Source organism: Microbacterium sp. MAH-37, from assembly GCF_009758255.1.
Lineage (GTDB): Bacteria > Actinomycetota > Actinomycetes > Actinomycetales > Microbacteriaceae > Microbacterium.
In genome coordinates this window covers 87475-107065 of the sequence record NZ_WSEN01000003.1, presented here as the reverse complement: position 1 = coordinate 107065, position 19591 = coordinate 87475, and the positions used below count along the sequence as shown (strand labels likewise).

Here is a 19591-nt window from a genome sequence, read left to right as displayed (position 1 = left end):
GTTCGCTGGGAGCGAGCAAGGCAGACCTAACTATCTTGATGTCAAGATTTCTCCTCGCCGGTAGCCTGGAGTGCATGAGAGAGCCCATCGAGGACTTCTACGCGGTGATCCCCGCCGGCGGCATCGGCAGCAGGCTGTGGCCGCTGTCCCGTGCGGATGCGCCGAAGTTCCTGCACGACCTGACCGGATCGGGGCACTCCCTGCTGCGCGACACCTGGGATCGGCTGGAGCCGCTCGCCGGCGCGGACCGCATCGCGGTGGTCACCGGGCGCGCGCACCGCGCCGCAGTGGAGGAGCAGCTGCCCGGCATCCCGGACCACAACGTGTTCCTCGAGTCCGAGCCGCGCGAGTCGGCGGCTGCCATCGGCCTTGCGGCCGCCATCCTGCACCGTCGCGACCCCGAGGTGATCATCGGGTCGTTCAGCGCTGATCACGTGATCCGCGGGTCGCGCGTGTTCGAGTTCGCCGTGCGGGATGCCGTGGAGGTGGCGCGCGAGGGGTACATCTGCACGATCGGCATCTCGCCCACCGAGCCGGCTGTCGGCTTCGGCTACATCAAGCGCGGGGCCGAGCTTCTCGTCGAGGGGGCCCGCGAGGCGGCTCTCGTCGAGCGCTTCGTGGAGAAGCCGGACCTCGAGACCGCCAAGGGCTACCTCGCCGAGCGCACCTACCTGTGGAACGCGGGCATGTTCATCGCCAAGGCGAGCGTGCTGCTCGACGAGCTCGCGCTGAACGAGCCCGAGCTGCACGCCGGGCTGATGGAGCTCGCAGAGGCGTGGGACGACCGCGAGCGGCGCGGCCCCGCCGTGGACCGCATCTGGCCGCGGCTGAAGAAGATCGCGATCGACTACGCGGTCGCGGAGCCCGCCGCAGAGCGCGGGCGACTCGCGGTGGTACCAGGCCACTTCGACTGGGACGACGTGGGGGACTTCGCCTCGCTCACCAAACTGATCACGAACGGCCGCAAGAACGACCTCGCGGTGCTCGGGCCCAAGGCCCGGGTGCTGAGCGATGCCGCCAGCGGCATCCTGGTCAGTCAGACCTCGCGCGTGATCAGCCTGGTCGGCGTGCAGGACATCGTCGTCGTGGACACCCCCGACGCGCTGCTGGTCACCACGGTGGAGCACGCGCAGCGGGTGAAGGGCGTCGTCGAATCGCTGAAGCTCACCGGCCGCGGCGACGTGCTCTAGTGGGGCCCGCCCAACGGATCGGGGCGGGCATCATCTCAGATTTGTAACCTTTCGCCACCCGATACCGTGGTGTGTTCGAAACAGTAGGTAACTTTGATCGATCCGCGATGGGCGCGGATCTTTCCCGGGAGGCTCGAGTGACCATCTCCACCACCAAGAAGCTCATCGGCGCTACCCTCGCCGCGGGCGTCGTCTTCGCACTGGCCGGCTGCGGCCAGGCGCCGGAGGACAAGCCGGCAGGCGACGGCGCGAAGAACAGCGACTTCGTCCCCTGCATCGTCTCCGACGCGGGCGGCTTCGACGACAAGTCCTTCAACCAGCTCTCCTACGAAGGTGCCAAGAAGGCCGCCGACGAACTGGGCGTCGAGCTGAAGAAGGCAGAGTCCAACGCCGAGACCGAGTACGGGCCGAACATCGACAACATGGTCTCGGCCGGCTGCAACGCGATCGTCTCGGTCGGCTTCGCGCTGTCGAAGGCCACCGTCGACGCCGCCAACGCCAACGCCGACATCGACTTCATCCTCGTCGACGACGCCGCCGACAACGACTTCGACGGCAAGAAGGACGCCGAGAACGTCAAGCCGCTGCTGTACGACACCGCACAGGCCGCGTTCCAGGCCGGCTACCTCGCCGCCGGCTACTCGAAGGCCGGCAAGGTCGGCACCTTCGGTGGCATGGAGTTCCCGACCGTGACGATCTTCATGGACGGCTTCAAGCAGGGCGTCGACTACTACAACAAGGAGAACGGCACCAACGTCGCCGTCGTCGGCTGGGACGGCAAGACCGGCTCCTTCACCGGCGGCTTCGAGGCCAACCAGGGCGCCAAGACCGTCGCGAAGAACATCATCGACCAGGGTGTCGACGTGATCCTCCCGGTCGGCGGCCCGATCTACCAGTCGGCCCTGCAGGCCATCAGCGAGTCCGGCCGCGACGTCGCGCTGATCGGCGCCGACGCCGACCTGTTCGTCACCGACCCCACCACCCAGGACGTCGTCCTCACGTCGATCCTCAAGGCGATGGACCTCTCGACCTACCAGGCCGTGATGTCGAGCGCCGAGGGCGAGTTCGACCCCGAGGCCTACATCGGCACGCTGGAGAACGAGGGCGTCGGCATCGCCCCGCTGCACAACTTCGAGAGCAAGGTCGACCCGGCCCTGGTCGAGAAGGTCGAGCAGATCAAGAAGGACATCATCGACGGCAAGATCACCGTCACCTCCTACCTCAGCAAGTAAGAGGACCCCGCAGACGGGGAGGCCGGCTCGCACCGGCCTCCCCGCTGTCGTCTGCCCGGGCGATCCCTGGGCGAGGCGGCAGGTGATGAATAGGATCGGACACATGAAGCTCGAGTTGCGCGGCATCACGAAGAGGTTCGGCGCGCTGACGGCCAACGACCATATCGATCTCACTGTCGAACCCGGTGAGATCCACTGTCTGCTCGGTGAGAACGGCGCGGGCAAATCCACCCTGATGAACGTGCTCTACGGCCTGTACCAGGCCGATGAGGGGCAGATTCTCATCGACGACGAGGTGCAGCGCTTCGCTGGCCCCGGTGACGCGATGAAGGCGGGCATCGGCATGGTGCACCAGCACTTCATGCTTGTGCCGGTGTTCACCGTCGCGGAGAACGTCATGCTCGGTCACGAGCAGACGCGATTCGGAGGGCGCCTGGACCTGGCCGCCGCACGCAAGCGCGTGCGGGAGATCTCCGATCGGTTCGGGTTCGACGTCGACCCGGATGCCGTCGTCGAGGACCTCCCGGTCGGTGTGCAGCAGCGCGTGGAGATCATCAAGGCGCTCTCGCGCGATGCCCACATCCTGGTGTTCGACGAGCCCACAGCGGTGCTCACGCCACAGGAGACCGACGAGCTGATGACGACGATGCGTCAGCTCAAGGAGCAGGGCACGGCGATCGTGTTCATCACCCACAAGCTGCGCGAGGTCCGCGAGGTCGCCGACCGCATCACGGTGATCCGGCTCGGCAAGGTGGTCGGCGAGGCGTCGCCCACCGCGTCCAACGCGGAGCTCGCTTCGCTGATGGTGGGCCGCGCCGTCGAGCTGACCGTGCACAAGGACGCGCCGCAGCTGCGCGACAACGCGCTCGTCGTCGAAGGCCTGACCGTGCGGGATGCCACAGGCACCGTGCTCGTTGACGACGCATCCTTCGAGGTGCACGGCGGTGAGGTCCTCGCGATCGCCGGTGTGCAGGGCAACGGCCAGACCGAGCTCACCGAGGCCCTGGTGGGCCTGCAGGACCATGTCCGCGGCAGCATCCGCCTGAACGGTGAGGAGCTCGTCGGCCGCAGTGTCAGGCAGATCCTCGACGCCGGCGTCGGGTTCGTGCCGGAGGACCGCGGCGTGGACGGCCTGGTCAAGGAGTTCTCGATCGCGGAGAACCTCATGCTGGACCGTTCGTCCGGTGCGCCGTTCGTGAAGGCCGGGGCACTGCAGCTCGCCGCGCTCGATGCCTTCGCGCGCGAGAAGATCAGCGAGTTCGACATCCGCACCCAGGGGCCGGCCCAGCCCGCGGGACGACTGTCCGGTGGCAACCAGCAGAAGGTCGTGCTGGCACGCGAGCTGAGCCGCGACCTGTCGCTGTTCGTGGCGGCCCAGCCGACCCGGGGCGTGGACGTGGGTTCGATCGAGTTCATCCACAAGCGCGTCGTGGAGACGCGGGATGCGGGAGTCCCCGTGATCGTCATCTCCACAGAACTCGACGAGGTCGCCGCTCTCGCCGACCGGATCCTCGTGATGTACCGGGGCCGGATCGTGGGCATCGTGCCCGGCGACACCCCCCGTGAAGAACTCGGCCTGATGATGGCAGGCGCCGTGAATGAAGGAGCCAGCGCATGACCGCCGCGCAGACCCTGCCGCCGGAGACCTCCGCCGCGCCGCCCGCGCCCTCGAAGTGGCATGAGGCCTGGCAGCGGGTCGTCACCGGCAACGCGATCATCTCGGTGCTCGCGGTCGTCGCCGCCGTCGTGGTCGGCTCGATCCTCATCGCGATCACCGACCCGGACGTGCAGGAGGCGGCGTCGTACTTCTTCGCACGGCCGATGGACACCATCGCCGCGATCTGGCAGTCCGTCGCCGGAGCCTACGCCGCGATGTTCCGCGGCGCGGTGTACAACTTCAACGCCGACTCGTTCGCAATCGGCATCCGCCCGTTGACCGAGACGCTGAAGTTCGCCACTCCGCTTATCGCGGCCGGTCTCGGCGTCGGCCTCGCGTTCCGCGCCGGCCTGTTCAACATCGGTGGCCAGGGACAGATGCTGATGGCCGCGGCCGCGGCGGGCTACGTCGCCACGGCCATGGACATGCCCTTCCCGCTGCACATGCTCGCCGCCGTCGTCGCCGGTGTCCTCGCGGGCGCGATCTGGGCGGGCATCGCCGGCTTCCTCAAGGCGCGCACTGGCGCGCACGAGGTGATCGTGACGATCATGCTGAACCACATCGCCGTGTACCTGCTGGCTTGGATGCTGGCGACGCAGGGCGTGCTGCAGCAGCCGGGCTCGAGCAACCCGAAGACCGCGCCGATGGCCGATTCCGCGGTGCTGCCTCCGATCCTCGGCCCGACGTACAAGCTGCACCTCGGCTTCATCCTCGCGCTGGTCGCGGTGGCGGTCACCTGGTGGCTGCTCGAGCGCTCCAGCCTCGGCTTCCGCTTCCGTGCCGTGGGTGAGAACCCCGCAGCCGCGCGCACCGCCGGCATCTCGGTCGGGCGGATGTACTTCCTGGTCATGGTCATCGCTGGTGGCCTGGTCGGCCTCGCCGGTGTCAGCCAGGTGCTCGGCACCGAGCCAGGCGGCTTCGCCGGCGGCATCGACGCCGGCATCGGATTCGACGCGATCACGGTCGCGCTGCTCGGCCGCTCGCGTCCGCTGGGCATCCTGTGGGCCGGCATCCTGTTCGGCGGCTTCAAGACCGGTGGATTCACGATGCAGGTGTCAGAGGGCATCCCGATCGAGATCGTGCTCGTCGTGCAGTCGCTGATCGTGCTCTTCATCGCGGCACCGCCGCTGGTGCGTGCCATGTTCGGCCTGCCGCAGCCCGGCAAGCCGAGCCGCAAGCAACGTCGTATAGAAGCGAAGCGACGTCCTGAGCCTGTCGAAGGGAAGGAGGTGTCGGCATGAGCACCACGATCGATGCTCCCGAGATCGGTGCACCGCGCACCGTGACCGTCGTCTCCTGGAAGACCCCGATCATCTTCGTCGTCATGACGGCGCTGTTCGCACTGCTTCCGCTGCTCGCCCCGCGCGAGGGCGACAGCACCTTCCGCTTCGGTTCCGGCCGCGATGCCATCGCCATCCCCGACCTGGTGGTTCCGGCCACGGCCACTGCGTGGGTGTGCGCCGTGATCATGGCCGCGATCACGGTCGTCGCCGTGCTGCTCGTGTCCCGCCGTCGTACGGTTCCGATGTGGCTCACCGCGATCTACGTGCTCGTGCTGATCTTCGGGTTCCTGGCCTGGGCGGCCGCCGGCAGCGGCAGCGTGCCGATGGTCGGCCTGCTCAGCGGCGCGCTGGCGCTGGCGACTCCGCTGATCTTCGGCGCCCTGGGCGGCGTGATCGGTGAGCGCGCCGGTGTCGTGAACATCGCGATCGAGGCGCAGCTGCTCGCCGGCGCGTTCTGCGCCGCGATCGTCGGCTCGGTCACCGGCAGCCCTTGGGCCGGGCTCGTGGCGGCCATGGCCGCCGGCCTGCTCGTGGCGCTGGTGCTCGGCGTCTTCGCCATCACCTACTACGTCGACCAGGTGATCGTCGGTGTCGTGCTGAACGTGCTGGTGGTGGGCGTGACCACGTTCCTGTTCCGGCAGGTTCTGGCGCCGAACCAGGCCACGATGAACACGGTCACGCCGTTCAAGGCAATCGCGATCCCGGGTCTCAGTGAGATCCCCGTGATCGGCCCGATCCTGTTCCGCCAGACGGTCGTCGTCTACCTGATGTACATCGTGGTCTTCGCAGTGTGGTTCGGCATGTACCGCACCCGCTGGGGCCTGCGCATGCGCGCCGTCGGCGAGCACCCGCAGGCCGCCGACACCGTGGGCATCAACGTCGCCCGCACGCGCTACATGAACGTGCTGATCGCAGGCGCGATCGCCGGCATGGGCGGCGCGTTCTACACGCTGGTGTCCGTGCCCCGGTTCAACCCCGAGATGACCGCCGGTGCGGGCTTCATCGCACTGGCCGCCGTGATCTTCGGAAAGTGGGATCCGATCCGCGCGACGCTGGCCGCACTGCTGTTCGGGTTCGCGACGAACCTGCAGGGCGTGCTGAGCGTCATCGGGTCTCCGGTGCCCAGCCAGTTCATGCTGATGCTGCCCTACGTCGTGACGATCTTCGCGGTCGCAGGGCTGGTCGGCCGATCGCGTCCGCCGGCAGCGGACGGCGATCCCTACATCAAGTCCTAGGAGGACGGAAAGACATGACCGACATCGACTGGGACGACCTGCGTCAGGTCGCGACCGAAGCGATGCAGAAGGCGTACGCGCCGTACTCGCGCTACAAGGTGGGTGCCGCGGCGCTGGTCGACGACGGCCGCGTGGTCGCCGGATGCAACGTCGAGAACGCCTCCTACGGCGTGACGCTGTGCGCGGAGTGCGCGATGGTCGGCGACCTGCACATGTCCGGCGGCGGCAAGCTGGTCGCGTTCGTGTGCGTGAATGTGGAGGGGAAGACGATCATGCCGTGCGGCCGCTGCCGTCAGCTGCTCTCCGAGCACGCCACACCGGGGATGCTGCTCGAGACGGTGTCCGGCATCCGCACGATCGACGAGGTGCTGCCCGACCGCTTCGGTCCCGCCGATCTGGAGGACGTCCGATGACCGCGGTCGAGCCGTTCGACGCCGTCGATGTCATCCGTGCGAAGCGCGACGGCGGCTCGGTCCCCGAGGACGCACTTCGCTGGATGGTGGACGCCTACACGCGCGGCTATGTCTCGGACGCGCAGATGGCGTCGTTCGCGATGGCCGTGTTCCAGCGCGGCATGGAGCGCGACGAGATCCGGGTTCTCACCGACGCGATGATCGCGACGGGAGAGCGGATGAGCTTCGCCTCGCTCGGGAAACGCACCGTCGACAAGCACTCCACCGGCGGCGTGGGCGACAAGATCACGTTGCCGCTCGCCCCGCTGGTCGCGGTGTTCGGCGTGGCGGTGCCGCAGCTCTCGGGCCGCGGCCTCGGCCACACCGGCGGCACGCTGGACAAGCTCGAGTCGATCCCCGGGTGGCGCGCGGCGCTCTCGAACGAGGAGATGTTCGCGCAGATGAAGTCCGACGTCGGCGCGGTGATCTGCGCCGCGGGCTCGGGGCTCGCCCCCGCGGACAAGAAGCTGTACGCGCTGCGCGACGTCACCGGCACGGTGGAGGCGATCCCGCTGATCGCGTCCAGCATCATGTCGAAGAAGATCGCGGAGGGCACCGACGCACTCGTGCTGGACGTGAAGTTCGGCTCCGGCGCGTTCATGCAGGACATCGACCGCGCTCGCGAACTGGCGCGCACGATGGTCGCACTCGGCACCGACTCCGGTGTCGCCACGACCGCGCTGCTCACCGACATGAACGTGCCGCTCGGTCGCGCCATCGGCAATGCCAATGAGGTGCGCGAGTCCGTCGAGGTGCTCGCCGGCGCCGGGCCCGCCGACATCCGCGAGCTCACCGTCGCGCTGGCGCGCGAGATGCTCGCATTGGCCGGGCAGCCGGACGCCGACGTCGAGGCGGCACTGGATGACGGCCGTGCGATGGATCAGTGGAACGCCATGATCCGCGCGCAGGACGGCGATCCGGATGCTGCGCTGCCGACCGCCCGCGAGACGCATGTCGTCACCGCGACGGAATCCGGCGTCGTGACCCGTATGGAGGCACTGCCCTTCGGTATCGCCGCCTGGCGCCTGGGCGCGGGACGCGCACGGGCGGAGGATCCGGTCATCCACGCTGCCGGCATCGACCTGCACGTCAAGCCCGGCGAGGCCGTGGCCGCCGGACAGCCGGTGTTCACGCTCTCCGCCGAGGATCCTGCACGGTTCGCCCGTGCCCTGGAGGCGCTGGAGGGCGCCTGGGCGGTCGGTGCCGAGGCCCCGGCGGCCGGCCCGCTGGTGCGCGAGCGCATCACCGCCTGAACCACGTCTCTCTGAACTGAACGCACACCTGGAGGACCGATGACCATCGACCAGAACGGCGACGTCCGCGTGCAGGGCGCTTCGCTGCGCGGCCTGCCCAAGGTCTCGCTGCACGACCACCTCGACGGTGGTGTGCGTCCGGAGACGATCCTCGAGCTGGCGGATGCGCACGGCGTGAACACTCCGGCATCCGATCCCGCCGCTCTGCGTCGCTGGATCGCGAAGCAGAGCGATTCCGGTTCGCTGCCGAAGTACCTCGAGACGTTCTCGCTGACGACCGCGGTCATGCAGAGCGCCGATGCGCTGGCGCGCGTGGCGCGCGAGTTCGTCGCCGACCTGGCGGCTGACGGTGTGATCTACGGTGAGGTGCGCTGGGCGCCGGAGCAGCACGTGGCCGGCGGCCTGTCCCTGAGCGACGCGGTCGACGCCGTGCAGCGCGGCATCGAGGAGGGCGAGGACGAGGCGGATGCCGCAGGCCGCAGCATCCGCGTCAGCCAGATCCTGTCTGCGATGCGCCACGACGATCGCACCCGCGAGATCGCCGAGCTGGCGGTGTCGTACCGCGGTCGCGGCGTCGTCGGTTTCGACATCGCCGGCCCTGAGGACGGCTTCCTGCCCGCCGCGCACCGTGAAGCCTTCGACTACCTGGCCGCCGAGTTCTTCCCGGTGACCGTGCATGCCGGCGAAGCGGCAGGCCCGGCATCGATCCGCTCCGCGCTGCTGGACGGGCGCGCCCTGCGTCTCGGGCACGGCGTGCGCATCGCCGAGGACCTGCAGATCATCGATCACGAGGGCGACGAGGTGCAGGTGCAGTTCGGCGATCTCGCGCGCTGGGTCCGCGATCGGGAGATCCCGCTCGAGCTGTCGCCGTCGTCGAACCTGCAGACCGGCGCCTCGGCGCTGTGGGGCGACGACCTCGCCGACCACCCGTTCGACCTGCTGTACCAGCTGGGCTTCGCAGTGACGGTGAACACCGACAACCGCACGATGAGCGGCACCTCCCTGACCCGGGAGCTGGCCCTGCTGGTGGACGCCTTCGGGTACGACCTGGAGGACCTGGAGACGTTCCAGTTCAACGCCGCCTCCGCAGCCTTCCTTCCGGTCGAGGAGCGCGAGGAGCTCGTCGAGATCATCGCGGAGGGCTTCGAGCGGTAGGAGCGAAAACCACCTCCACCAGGTCGCGCACGGCCCCGGTGACCTTCCGGTCACCGGGGCCGTGCGCTGTGGAAGCGGTCAGTCGTCCTGACCGGCGACGAACCTGACCGTCTTCGTCTCCGATCGGTTGCCGTACATGTCGACCGCCGTCACGTCCGCGATGTACTCGGTGCCCTTCGTGAGCGTCAGGAGCGGGGCATCCGCCTGCCGCCCGTTGCGGATCGCGAGCGGGATGTCGAGGACGCTCGGGCGCGGCGCCATCTGGAAGTCGGCGAGCACCTTGGCGCCGGCGCGGATCGGCAGGGCCGCCGCACCGGTGGCGGCGTCGCGCACGCGCACGTCGTAGCCGTAGACCGACTCGTCGTCAGTCGCCGCGGTGACGCGCAGCACGTCGCGGCCGCCCGTGTCGACCATGTGCTTCGGCTTCCGGGTGAGTACCGGCGCCACGGCGTCGCGGGCATCGGAGGTGTAGTCGAAGTTCGCACGCACTTCGTCCGCGGTGTCGCCCTCGAGGCGCACCGTCCATGTGGGGCCGGCGAGCGTGCCGGCGCTGACGAACGGGAACGCGGACTGGTACGTTCCCCACTTCCCGTTCGTGTACGTGCGCTCGTTCTCGGCGGCGAAGTCGATCCGCTCGATCTCGGTGCGGTCGCCGTAGACCTCGACGTGCAGTGCCTGCGCCGTGGGAATGGTGTACTCGTCCCACAGCGCGTCGCCGTAGATCTGATAGGCGTCGTGCGGGGTCTCGGTGTACGACATCGAGCCGTCGTTGACCGCGGTGAACGCGCCCTGCCAGATCGAGCGCTCGTCGTTCAGATTCAGGTGCGAGTGTCCCGAGAAGTACACGACCTGCGGGTGCCCTGCGAGGTCGGCGGTGAGCGTGGGGTTCGACGCCTGGGCGCCGTCGTGGACGGTGCTCGCGGTGGGACGGTGCCCGATCACGAAGACCGGCTCGGTCAGCGCGTCCGGGCGAGCCGACAACTCTGAGAGGCGGGTGCGCAGCCACTCGCGCTGTGCACCCGAATACCGCTCGGTGTCGATCACGAGGAAGGTGTGGTCGCCGATGGTGCGCTCGTAGTACCCGCCGGCGGAGTTGGGGAACCAGTCGCCGTAGTACCGTGCCATATCGGCGTTACCCACGTCGTGGTTGCCGTGCGACATGAGCACCGGGGTGTCTTCGATGCCGAGACGGGTCATGTTCTCGTCGAAGATCGTCTTCACGACCAGGTGGTCGGGTGCCGTGTTGCCGTAGTTGTCGTTGATCTGGTCGCCGTTGGAGATGATCAGGTCGGGATCGGGGTCGATCGCCGCGAGCGTGTCGAAGTGGCTCGCCCAGATTCCACGGTTCTTGTCGCTGAGCGACGAGGTGTGCACGTCGCTCATAACGAAGAACGACAGCAGCGGCTTCTCCTCGCTCTTGACGATGTATCCCTCGATCTCAGCGGGCGAGACGCGGTTGCCACGGAGCGTGACGGCGGCGAGGTCGGTCGTCTCGTCGATGACGATCGGCGCCCTGTACAGCGGGCTCTGGCGGGTGGGTGCCGAGCCATCGAGCGTGTAGCGGATCTGCGTTCCGGCCGGGGCGGTGAGTTCGACGGTGGTGGGTCCGGTGAACCGGCCGCCCTGCTGGCTGAACACGGGAGCCGGCAGGTCTTCGGCGCCGGTGACGCTCGCACCGGCGGCGCCGGGCAGAGCCACGGCCGTGGCGACGGCGGCCAGGGCGCACGCCCCGGCGATCTTTCGCTTCATCACTTCTCTCCAAGTTGTCTATCTATGTAGCCCGATACCAGGCGTGATAGGCACACTAGGCATCCGACGGGACCGAGCAGGGACGAAGAAGAGAACACCAGGAGAACAAGTCGTGCGGCCTGGCGCGATTGCGGGCGTGGAGTTGTGAAGACAAGGTGAACGACGGCACGTCAGTGACGGGTGCGCTGCGCGGATACGCCAGAATCGAGGGATGCATCACATCTCCGTCGTCGGCGCCGTCTCCTGGAACACCCTCGTGCTGCTCGATGAGCTGCCGGCTCCCGTGCCGCACATGCAGTACGCGCAGGACGACTGGCAGACCCTTGGCGGCACCAGCGCGGGCAAGGCGCTCGCGCTGGCGGCGCTGGGCGACCGGGTGCGGCTGCGTGCGGGCGTCGGGGATGACGCCGAGGGGGAACGGATCCGCATGGCGCTCACGGGCGTCGGCATCGACCCCTCCGACCTCGTGGTCGCTGACCGTTCGGAGCGCCACCTCAACCTGATGACTCTGGAGGGGGAACGGGTCTCGCTGTACCTCGCCAGTCCGGAGGCCCTCGCCGAGGCGGATCCTGCGGCTCTCGACGAGTTCTTCGACGGTGCCGAGGTACTCGTGGTGGATCTCTCGGCCGAGGGCCTCGCCGCGCTTCCCGCCGCGCAGCGCTCCGGCAGGCCGATCTGGGTGGACGTGCACGACTACGACGGCGAGGCGGAGTTCCACCGGCCGTTCCTGGCGACGGCGGATGCGGTGTTCTGCAACGCCGACCGGCTGGCGGACCCGGTCGCCTTTCTGCGCTCGCGTGTCGACGCGGGTGCGTCGTTCGCCGTCTGCACGCTCGGCGCCGAGGGTGCGGTCGCGGTGGATGTCGCCGGTGACGTGCACCGGGTCGCCGCTGTGCCCGTCGAGGTGCTCGACACCAACGGCGCCGGCGACGCGTTCCTCGCAGGCGTGCTGCACGCGCATCTTGACGGCGCGGTGCTCCCTGAAGCCCTGGCTGCGGGCGCACGCTCCGCATCATCGGTGCTGGGCACTCGTCACCTGCATCCGCTGCTGGACGACGTGCTCGGCTGAACACGAACGGCGTGAGCGCCGCTCAGCGCAGGGCGTCGACGAACGACCCGATGTGCTCGGTCAGCTGCGCGCGCATGTCCTCGTCCGAGATCGTCGGGGTGCCGTCGCCGGCCTGCGGACCGTAGTCACCGAACGACGCGTGCGAGGCACCGGGGATCTCCACCATCTCCGCGTCGGAGGGCAGCAGGTCCCGGGCATCCGCGATCTTCTGCGGCGTGGAGAGGCCGTCCTCACTGCCGGACAGGCTCAGCACCGGCAGGCCGGACTCCGCAAGTTCGTTCGCGCAGTACGAGGCGAACAGCACCAGCGCGTCGGCATCCTCCGCCAGCTGGCACGAGCGCACTCCGCCGAGCGAATGCCCGCCGACCATCCACGCGTCCACGTCGGGCGCGGCGGATGTGAAGGCATCCATTCCGCGCAGGTCGAAGAACGCCAGGTTCAACCAGGGACGGGTGATCACGACGGTGATGCCGTCCTCTGCGGCGAGGTCCTGCAGTTTCGCGATGTACGCCTCCGGTTGCACCTTCGCGCCGGGGATGAACACGAGGCCCACGTCCGAGCCGCCGTCCGCGGGGGAGAGCACGATGCCCTCGGGGGCGGCGTCGTCAATCGTCAGACCGGGGTTCTGCTCGGCTTCCGCGAGCGGTCCCGGCTCGGCGGCCATCACACCGACCTGACTCCAGATCAGAGTCCCGCCGACGATCAGGACGAGGAGTGCGAGCAGGCTCCACAGCACCCAGCGGAGGACCCGCCTTCCGCGCTTCTCAGGCATGGTTCCAGGCTATCGTCGCGCGACGCCCGGATGCGTGCGCAGGTACTCCTCGAACGCCTCGCGCGTGCTCAGCGTGGGGGTGTATCCGAAGTCGCGCTTCAGCCGCTCGTTCGCGAGCACCGGACGCCAGCGCAGGAACGGGACCTTCTCCGGGCCGTGCTCGGTCAGGCGCAGCATCCGTCCGATCCGCAGTCCGGCCGACAGCGCCCACGCCGGGATCGTGAGCATCCCCTTGCCGAGCCTGGCCGCGATCTCGGGCACGGTCATCCGGCCGTCGCCCGCGACGTTGTAGACACCGGCGGGGCCGCCGGTCGCCGCCCGCACCATCGCACCCGCCACGTCGTCGACCCAGACGAACACGAAGGGCGAGTCGGAACCGGCGATGCGCAGCAGGCGGTCGCCGTCCCAGAGCGCGGTGATCTGGTTGCGCACGGTCGGCCCGAGGATGGTGCCGATCCGGAAGATCACCTGTTCGAGCTGCGGATGCGCGGTGCGGGCATCCGCCAGCATCTCCTCGACCAGGCGCTTGTGCCGTGAGTACGGGAACGCGTCGTTGCCGCGCAGTTGCTGATCCTCGCTGATCCACTCAGGGTTGTCAGCGTGATAACCATAGGCTGCGCCGGACGACGAGACGACCAGGCGGCGTACGCCGGCCTCGACGCAGGCTGCCAGCACGTTCGCCGAGCCGTCCACATCGACCCGGTACTCCAGGGCGACGTCGCGACCGGGATTCACGATCGCCGCCAGATGCACGACGGTGTCGATCGCGTGCCTGCGCAGAGCGGGGGCCAGCGAGGACGGATCCGTCACGTCGAACGGCTCCGACTCGACGCCGGGTACCTCCGACGTGCGCAGGTCGCCGCTGACGACGAGCTCCACGTCAGGGTGCGCGGCGAGCAGACGGGTGACGTGGGAGCCGAGGAAGCCGGCGCCGCCGGTGACGAGAACGCGGGTCATGCGGGGTCCCCCGTCGCCGTGAGGGCGTGGCGAGAGGCGTCACCGGTCGCGGTCCCGGTGCGGCGCCTGGTGTGCGCCGCCCACAGCGTGGCGACGATCAGCCCGGCGATGATGTCCCACACGCCCCACCAGCCGGCGACGACCGCCATGCCACCCAGCCCGCCGAAGAACGTGAACACCAGCCCGAGCCCCAGACCGGCGTTGCGGATGCCCACCTCGAAGGTCATCGCCTTGCGCTCGCGGGTGCCGAGGCCACCGAGTACGGCGGTGCCGTAGCCGAGGCCGAGCGCCACCGCGTCGTGTGCGGCGACGACCAGCAGCACCGTGCCCAGCACGCTGATGAACACGGCCCAGTTGCCCACCAGTGCGCCGACGATGAAGCCGAGCAGGGCGATCAGGCTGAACCAGCGCACGAACGGCTGCACCCTGGCGGCGAAGCGCGGCGCCTTGGCGCGCAGGAGCAGGCCGACAACGAACGGCAGGCCGATGATCAGCACGATCTCCATCAGCATCTGCCACGGATTCAGCTCGACCGCATGCAGCAGGGTGCGCGCCTTCGGGTGCAGCGAGCCCCAGAAGGCGATGCTGAGCGGCATCGCGACGATGTAGATGAGGTTGCCGACCGCTGTCAGCGACACAGACAGCGCGACGTTGCCGCCGGAGCGGTGCGTCAGCACCTGCGAGATGTTCCCGGGAGGGCAGCATGCCACCAGAAGCATGCCGAGCGCCATCGACGGCGTCACCGGCAGCACCAGGGTCAGGACGAATGTCACGACCGGCAGCAGGAGCAGCTGTGCGAGGATCGCGATCACGAACGGCTTCGGGTGCTTCGCCACGACCCGGAAGTCTCGCGGCGCGGTGTCCAGCGCGATGCCGAACATGATGAGCCCCAGCACGACGTTGAGGATCATCAGGGTGCCGGGAGTGAAGTTCAGGACCACCTCGTCGATGTTCATGCCTTCTCCAGGGTGCTCTTCTGCTTACGCACCGCGGTGCGATACGCGTGCTTGTTCACGTAGTACGCCATCCGGTCGAGCCCGAGGTAGCGGTACCCACCGGTGAGGTCCGGCCACGGCGATCCGGTGACGCGCTCGCGGAACCGTCGCGCGCGCTCGGGGGAGCGCTCCTCAGCGGCGAGGTAGGCGGCGACCAGTTCAGCCTGCTCGTACCGGCCCTGCCAGCCGATGCCGGATGCCTCGATCATGCCCATCACGTACAGCCCGTTGAACGACGGAGGGAAGACGTTGAGGAACAGCTCCGGCGCCGGACCCTGCCAGTGCAGGTGCTCGCGGTCGACGAAGGGGTAGTCCAGCGTGTACCCGGTGGCGAGCAGGATCAGGTCGTAGTCGCCGGAAGAGCCGTCGGCGAAGCGCACGGTGTCACCGTCGAAGCGGTCGATCCCCGGACGGATGCGGAGGTCGCCCTGCCCGAGGTGGTTCAGGATCAGCGTGTTCACGATCGGGTGCGATTCGTAGATCCGGTAGTCCGGCTTCGGGAACCCGAAGTGCACCGGATCGCCGGTGAAGGCCTTCAGGACCCGGGTGTCGATCGCCTGCTTGATGCGGGCGGGCAGCGGACGCCCCTGGTTCAGCAGATCGCTGGGCCTGCCGAACAGGTACCGCGGCACGAAGTAGTAGCCCCGGCGCACGCTCATGTCGATGGATGCCGCATGGTGCACGGCATCCACGGCGATGTCGCATCCGGAGTTGCCTGCGCCGATGATGAGCACCCGCTTCCCGGCGAGCTGCGCCGCGCGCTTGTAGGCGCTGGTGTGCATGATCTCCCCGGCGAACTCGCCGGGGAACGTCGGGATCTGCGGTTCGGCGAGGGTGCCGTTGGCGAGGATGACTCCGTCATAGCGGACGGGATCCAGCCCGGCGGCGTAGAGCATCCACCCGCTGTCGGCGACGGGCTCGAGACGTTCGACCTTCGTGTCGAACCGGAACAGCTCGCGCAGGCCGAACTCGTCCGCGTACGCGCCGAAGTAGTCCTTGAGCACCCGGTGCCCGGGGTAGTCGACGTCGGAGTCCATGGGGAACTCGGTGAACTCGGTCGTGGTGCGCGACGAGATCAGATGCGCGGACTCGTACATCGTGCTGCGCGGGTTGCTGATGTCCCACAGGCCGCCGACGTCGTGCGACGCCTCGTAGCCCTCGACGGCGATGCCCTGTGCCTGCAGCGCTCTGGCTGCGGCGAGTCCGGAGGGGCCGGCGCCGATGACGGCGTATCTCTTCATTTCTCTCCCGCACGACGACGTGCTGCGTTCTGTCGCCCCCCGGTCTCAGCGATCCTAACCCGGCGGGAATCCGGTTCCGAAACCGGTGGCACTCGGAACAGGTCAGGAGAACACTGCCACGACGCCGCGGATCAGCACGACGACCGTGCCCGCCCACGCGCACAGCAGCATGATGCGGCGCGCCAGCGCGACGGGGATGCGCCGGGAGAGCCACCCGCCCAGCAGCATTCCCGCCGCCGTGCACACGCCCAGCAGGATGAGGTCGGCGGGCGGGGACGAGGGCAGGCCACGGAGAGCCACGGACACCAGCCCGTAGCCCAGGAAGATCACCTGGGCGCTCGCGGCGAACCGTCGCTGCGGCCACTCGTCGCCCAGCGCGTAGGACGCGAGCGCGGGACCGGACAGGCCGCTCGAGGCGTGCATGAAGCCGGCGAGGGCTCCGGCGCCGATCGCGCCGCCCCGCCCCCGGAGGCGCCTGGCGACACTGCCGAGCCGCTGGGCGCTGAGCGCGAGCAGCCCCATCGCACCGATGAGCAGCAGCAGCGCGGCATCCGGCAGCAGCAGCGCGGTCAGCGCGCCGAGAGGAGCCGCCACGACGCCGGCACCGAGCAGCCACCGGGTGGGCGGCCAGTCCACGTCGCGCCAGGCGCCGGGCAGCGCGAAGAGCGAAGCGATCACGGCGAGCAGCACGGCGATAGTCACGCCCTCGACGGGACCGTAGACAAGGACGACCGGGCCGATCAGCACGAGCACGAAGGCGAGCCCCGTGACACGCTGGATGACCGCGGCGATCACGGTGACCGCCGCGGTCAGGGCGAGCAGCACTACGAGCGCTCCTCCAGCAGGGCACGGACGGCGGCTTCGAGCTCGGCGACGGCGGCGCGTGCGGCAGCCGCGTCGACGGCCCTGGCATCGATGTACACCTTGAGCTTCGGCTCGGTGCCACTGGGGCGCACGATCACGCGCGACCCGTCGGCGAGGCGGTAGCGCAGCACGTCACCCGCGGGCATGCCGGATGCCCCGGCGGCGAGGTCCTCGGCGGACGCCACGGACCGCTGCCCGAACGCTGCGGGCGGCGTCCGCCGCAGCGAGGCCATGAGCCCCGCGATCACGGAGAGGTCGTCCACACGGATCGACACCTGACCGCTCGCGAACCAGCCGATCTGCTCGGCGAGCTCGTCCAGGAGTCCGGCGATCGTCGTGCCGCGCACGCGGGCGTCGGCGGCGAGACCCAGCAGCGCGACGGCGGCGGAGATCCCGTCCTTGTCGCGCACGGTGTCGGGGTTCACCAGGTAGCCCAGCGCCTCCTCGAAACCGAAGGCGATGCCAGGGGCGCGGGAGATCCACTTGAACCCGGTCAGGGTCTCGTGGAAGTCCAGGCCGTGGGCTGCGGCGATCGCGCCGAGACCGGGGGAGGAGACCAGCGAGCACGCCAGCGACGCCCCCGCCGTGCCCTGAGCGGCCTTCGCGGCGCGCAGACCCAGCAGCAGTCCGACCTCGTTGCCCGTCAGGCGGCGCCAGCCGCCCTCGGCCGAGGCGTCCGGGATCGCGACCGCGAGGCGATCCGCATCAGGGTCGTTCGCGATGACGAACTCTGCATCCGCGGCGCGGGCGCGCTCGAACGCGAGGTCCATGGCGCCTGGCTCCTCGGGATTCGGGAACGACACCGTGCGGAACGTGGGATCGGGCTCGCGCTGCTCGTCGACGACGCGAGGTGCCGGGTAGCCGGCCTTCTTCACCACGCGTGAGAAGGTCTCCCAGCCCACGCCGTGCATCGCCGTGTACACCCAGCGCATCTCCTGTACGCCCAGCGGCGCGGGGGCGACGGCGGCGGTGGCGACGACGTAGGCCTCGACCAGGTCCTCGCCCGCGGTCTCGTAGGCGTCCGAGCGCGGCAGCGCGGTGACGTCACCGGCATCCGCCACCCGCTGGATCTCGGCGGCGATCTCGGCGTCGGCGGGTGCGACGATCTGCGATCCGTGGTCGGCGCCTCCGAGGTACACCTTGTAGCCGTTGTCGTTCGGCGGGTTGTGGCTGGCGGTGACCATCACCCCGGCATCCGCGCCCAGGTGCCGCACCGCGAAGGCGAGCACCGGGGTCGGCAGCAGGCGGGGGAGCAGGATCGCACGCAAGCCGGCGCCCGCGAACAGCTCGGCGGAGTCGAGAGCGAACCGGCGCGAGTTGCGGCGGCCGTCGTAGCCGATCACCACGGTGGGTGTGCCGGCCGAGCGGTTCTTCAGGTAGGCGGCGAAGCCGGCCGCCGCCTGCGAGACCAGCACCCGATTCATCCGGTTGCTGCCGGCGCCGAGGGCGCCGCGCAGACCGGCGGTGCCGAAGGCGAGCCGGCCGGCGAACCGGTCCGAGAGGTCCGCGATCGCGGCGGCGTCGCCGGAGGCGGCGCGCGTGATCACGCCGGCGAGCTCGTCGCGCGTCTCGGAGTCCGGGTCCTGCCGAAGCCAGGCGCGGGCCGTGGCCAGCAGCTCGGCGTTCACAGCGCCTCGATCACTCGGGCCAGCAGCGCCGAGATCACCGGCTCGGCGGCCTGGCCGGCCTCGATCACCTCGGCGTGGCTGAGCGGAGTCTTCTGGATGCCGGCGGCGAGGTTGGTGATCAGCGAGAAACCGAGGATCTCCATGCCCGCCTCACGGGCAGCGATGGCCTCGAGCGCGGTGGACATGCCGACGATGTGCCCGCCGATGGTCTTCGCCATCTGCACCTCAGCCGGAGTCTCGTAGTGAGGGCCGCGGAACTGCGTGTACACGCCCTCGTCCAGCGAGGGGTCGACGGTGCGCGCGACGTCGCGGAGACGCTGCGAGTACAGGTCGGTGAGGTCGATGAACGTCGCGCCCTCGAGCGGCGAGTCGGCGGTGAGGTTGATGTGGTCGCTGATCAGCACCGGCTGCCCGGGCTTCCACGTCTCGCGCACGCCGCCCGCGCCGTTGGTGAGGACCATGATCGCAGCTCCGGTGGCGGCGGCGGTGCGCACCGAGTGCACGACCCGGCGAACGCCGTGGTCCTCGTAGTAGTGCGTGCGCGCGCCGATCACGAGGACGTTCTTGCCGTCCGGGGTGCGGATGCTGCGGAGCGTCCCGACGTGACCCTCCAGAGCGGGCTTCGAGAATCCGGTGACCTCGGTGGCCGGAACGGTCGCGACGGTCTCGCCGATGAGCTCGGCGGCCTTGCCCCAGCCCGATCCGAGCGTGAGGGCGATGTCGTGGTGAGAGACCCCTGTCAGCCGCGCGATGTCGGCTGCGGCCTGGGCGGCGACCTCGAACGGGTTCGCGCTCGGGTCGTCGAGGGGGTTCGTGAGAGTGTCTGGCATGAGACCACTCTAGGAACGCGCGGGCCGCA

17 protein-coding genes are annotated in these 19591 nt (G+C 69.3%); 9 read left to right on the top strand and 8 right to left on the bottom strand.

Going from position 1 to position 19591, the window contains the following annotated elements:
* Positions 1–74 precede the first annotated feature (74 nt).
* The 8 genes from GON06_RS02875 to GON06_RS02840 all read left to right on the top strand — a co-directional run bounded on the left by GON06_RS02875 (position 75) and on the right by GON06_RS02840 (position 9457).
* Positions 75–1190: a mannose-1-phosphate guanylyltransferase gene (locus tag GON06_RS02875; protein WP_157310788.1), complete on the top strand. Its 1116-nt coding sequence runs from the start codon at positions 75–77 to the stop codon at positions 1188–1190.
* 137 nt (positions 1191–1327) lie between these two features.
* Entirely contained in the window at positions 1328–2422 is a 1095-nt protein-coding gene (locus tag GON06_RS02870; RefSeq protein ID WP_378735805.1) for a BMP family lipoprotein, read from the top strand.
* Positions 2423–2525: 103 nt separating this feature from the next.
* Positions 2526–4040 carry an ABC transporter ATP-binding protein gene (locus tag GON06_RS02865; RefSeq protein WP_157310786.1) on the top strand — a complete coding sequence of 505 codons (1515 nt, stop codon included), beginning with the start codon at positions 2526–2528 and terminating at the stop codon, positions 4038–4040.
* The gene (locus GON06_RS02860) at positions 4037–5320 is read left to right on the top strand and encodes an ABC transporter permease (RefSeq protein ID WP_157310785.1); all 1284 of its coding nucleotides are present in this window, start codon (positions 4037–4039) and stop codon (positions 5318–5320) included. The genes GON06_RS02865 and GON06_RS02860 overlap by 4 nt, the downstream gene beginning before the upstream one ends.
* On the top strand, positions 5317–6597 hold the full coding sequence (locus tag GON06_RS02855; protein ID WP_157310784.1) for an ABC transporter permease: 1281 nt from the start codon (positions 5317–5319) through the stop codon (positions 6595–6597). Before GON06_RS02860 ends, GON06_RS02855 begins: the two co-directional genes overlap by 4 nt.
* Positions 6598–6611: 14 nt before the next feature.
* Positions 6612–7010, top strand: a complete 399-nt coding sequence (locus GON06_RS02850) for a cytidine deaminase (protein WP_157310783.1) — start codon at positions 6612–6614, stop codon at positions 7008–7010.
* Positions 7007–8302, top strand: coding sequence for a thymidine phosphorylase (locus tag GON06_RS02845; RefSeq protein WP_157310782.1), 1296 nt, complete (start codon positions 7007–7009; stop codon positions 8300–8302). Before GON06_RS02850 ends, GON06_RS02845 begins: the two co-directional genes overlap by 4 nt.
* A gap of 39 nt (positions 8303–8341) precedes the next feature.
* On the top strand, positions 8342–9457 hold the full coding sequence (locus GON06_RS02840; RefSeq protein ID WP_157310781.1) for an adenosine deaminase: 1116 nt from the start codon (positions 8342–8344) through the stop codon (positions 9455–9457).
* 78 nt (positions 9458–9535) lie between these two features.
* On the opposite strand, the gene GON06_RS02835 is transcribed toward GON06_RS02840, so the two are convergent.
* Positions 9536–11206, bottom strand: coding sequence for a chitobiase/beta-hexosaminidase C-terminal domain-containing protein (locus tag GON06_RS02835; RefSeq protein WP_157310780.1), 1671 nt, complete (start codon positions 11204–11206; stop codon positions 9536–9538).
* 211 nt (positions 11207–11417) lie between these two features.
* Between GON06_RS02835 and GON06_RS02830 the strand changes: the two genes are divergently transcribed.
* Positions 11418–12275, top strand: coding sequence for a carbohydrate kinase family protein (locus GON06_RS02830; protein ID WP_157310779.1), 858 nt, complete (start codon positions 11418–11420; stop codon positions 12273–12275).
* A gap of 22 nt (positions 12276–12297) precedes the next feature.
* Here GON06_RS02830 and GON06_RS02825 read toward each other — a convergent pair whose 3' ends face one another.
* The 7 genes from GON06_RS02825 to GON06_RS02795 form a co-directional block, all read right to left on the bottom strand.
* Positions 12298–13047: an alpha/beta hydrolase gene (locus GON06_RS02825; protein ID WP_157310778.1), complete on the bottom strand. Its 750-nt coding sequence runs from the start codon at positions 13045–13047 to the stop codon at positions 12298–12300.
* 9 nt (positions 13048–13056) lie between these two features.
* The gene (locus GON06_RS02820) at positions 13057–14004 is read right to left on the bottom strand and encodes an SDR family oxidoreductase (RefSeq protein ID WP_157310777.1); all 948 of its coding nucleotides are present in this window, start codon (positions 14002–14004) and stop codon (positions 13057–13059) included.
* A complete protein-coding gene (locus GON06_RS02815; protein WP_157310776.1) occupies positions 14001–14960 on the bottom strand; it encodes a bile acid:sodium symporter family protein in 960 nt (319 codons plus the stop codon). The genes GON06_RS02820 and GON06_RS02815 overlap by 4 nt, the downstream gene beginning before the upstream one ends.
* On the bottom strand, positions 14957–16240 hold the full coding sequence (locus tag GON06_RS02810) for a flavin-containing monooxygenase (RefSeq protein ID WP_157310775.1): 1284 nt from the start codon (positions 16238–16240) through the stop codon (positions 14957–14959). The genes GON06_RS02815 and GON06_RS02810 overlap by 4 nt, the downstream gene beginning before the upstream one ends.
* Before the next feature lie 102 nt (positions 16241–16342).
* Positions 16343–17065, bottom strand: a complete 723-nt coding sequence (locus GON06_RS02805) for a TSUP family transporter (RefSeq protein ID WP_157310774.1) — start codon at positions 17063–17065, stop codon at positions 16343–16345.
* The gene (locus GON06_RS02800; protein ID WP_332837109.1) at positions 17065–18732 is read right to left on the bottom strand and encodes a phospho-sugar mutase; all 1668 of its coding nucleotides are present in this window, start codon (positions 18730–18732) and stop codon (positions 17065–17067) included. Before GON06_RS02800 ends, GON06_RS02805 begins: the two co-directional genes overlap by 1 nt.
* On the bottom strand, positions 18729–19562 hold the full coding sequence (locus GON06_RS02795) for a purine-nucleoside phosphorylase (RefSeq protein ID WP_157310773.1): 834 nt from the start codon (positions 19560–19562) through the stop codon (positions 18729–18731). The genes GON06_RS02800 and GON06_RS02795 overlap by 4 nt, the downstream gene beginning before the upstream one ends.
* Positions 19563–19591: the final 29 nt, after the last annotated feature.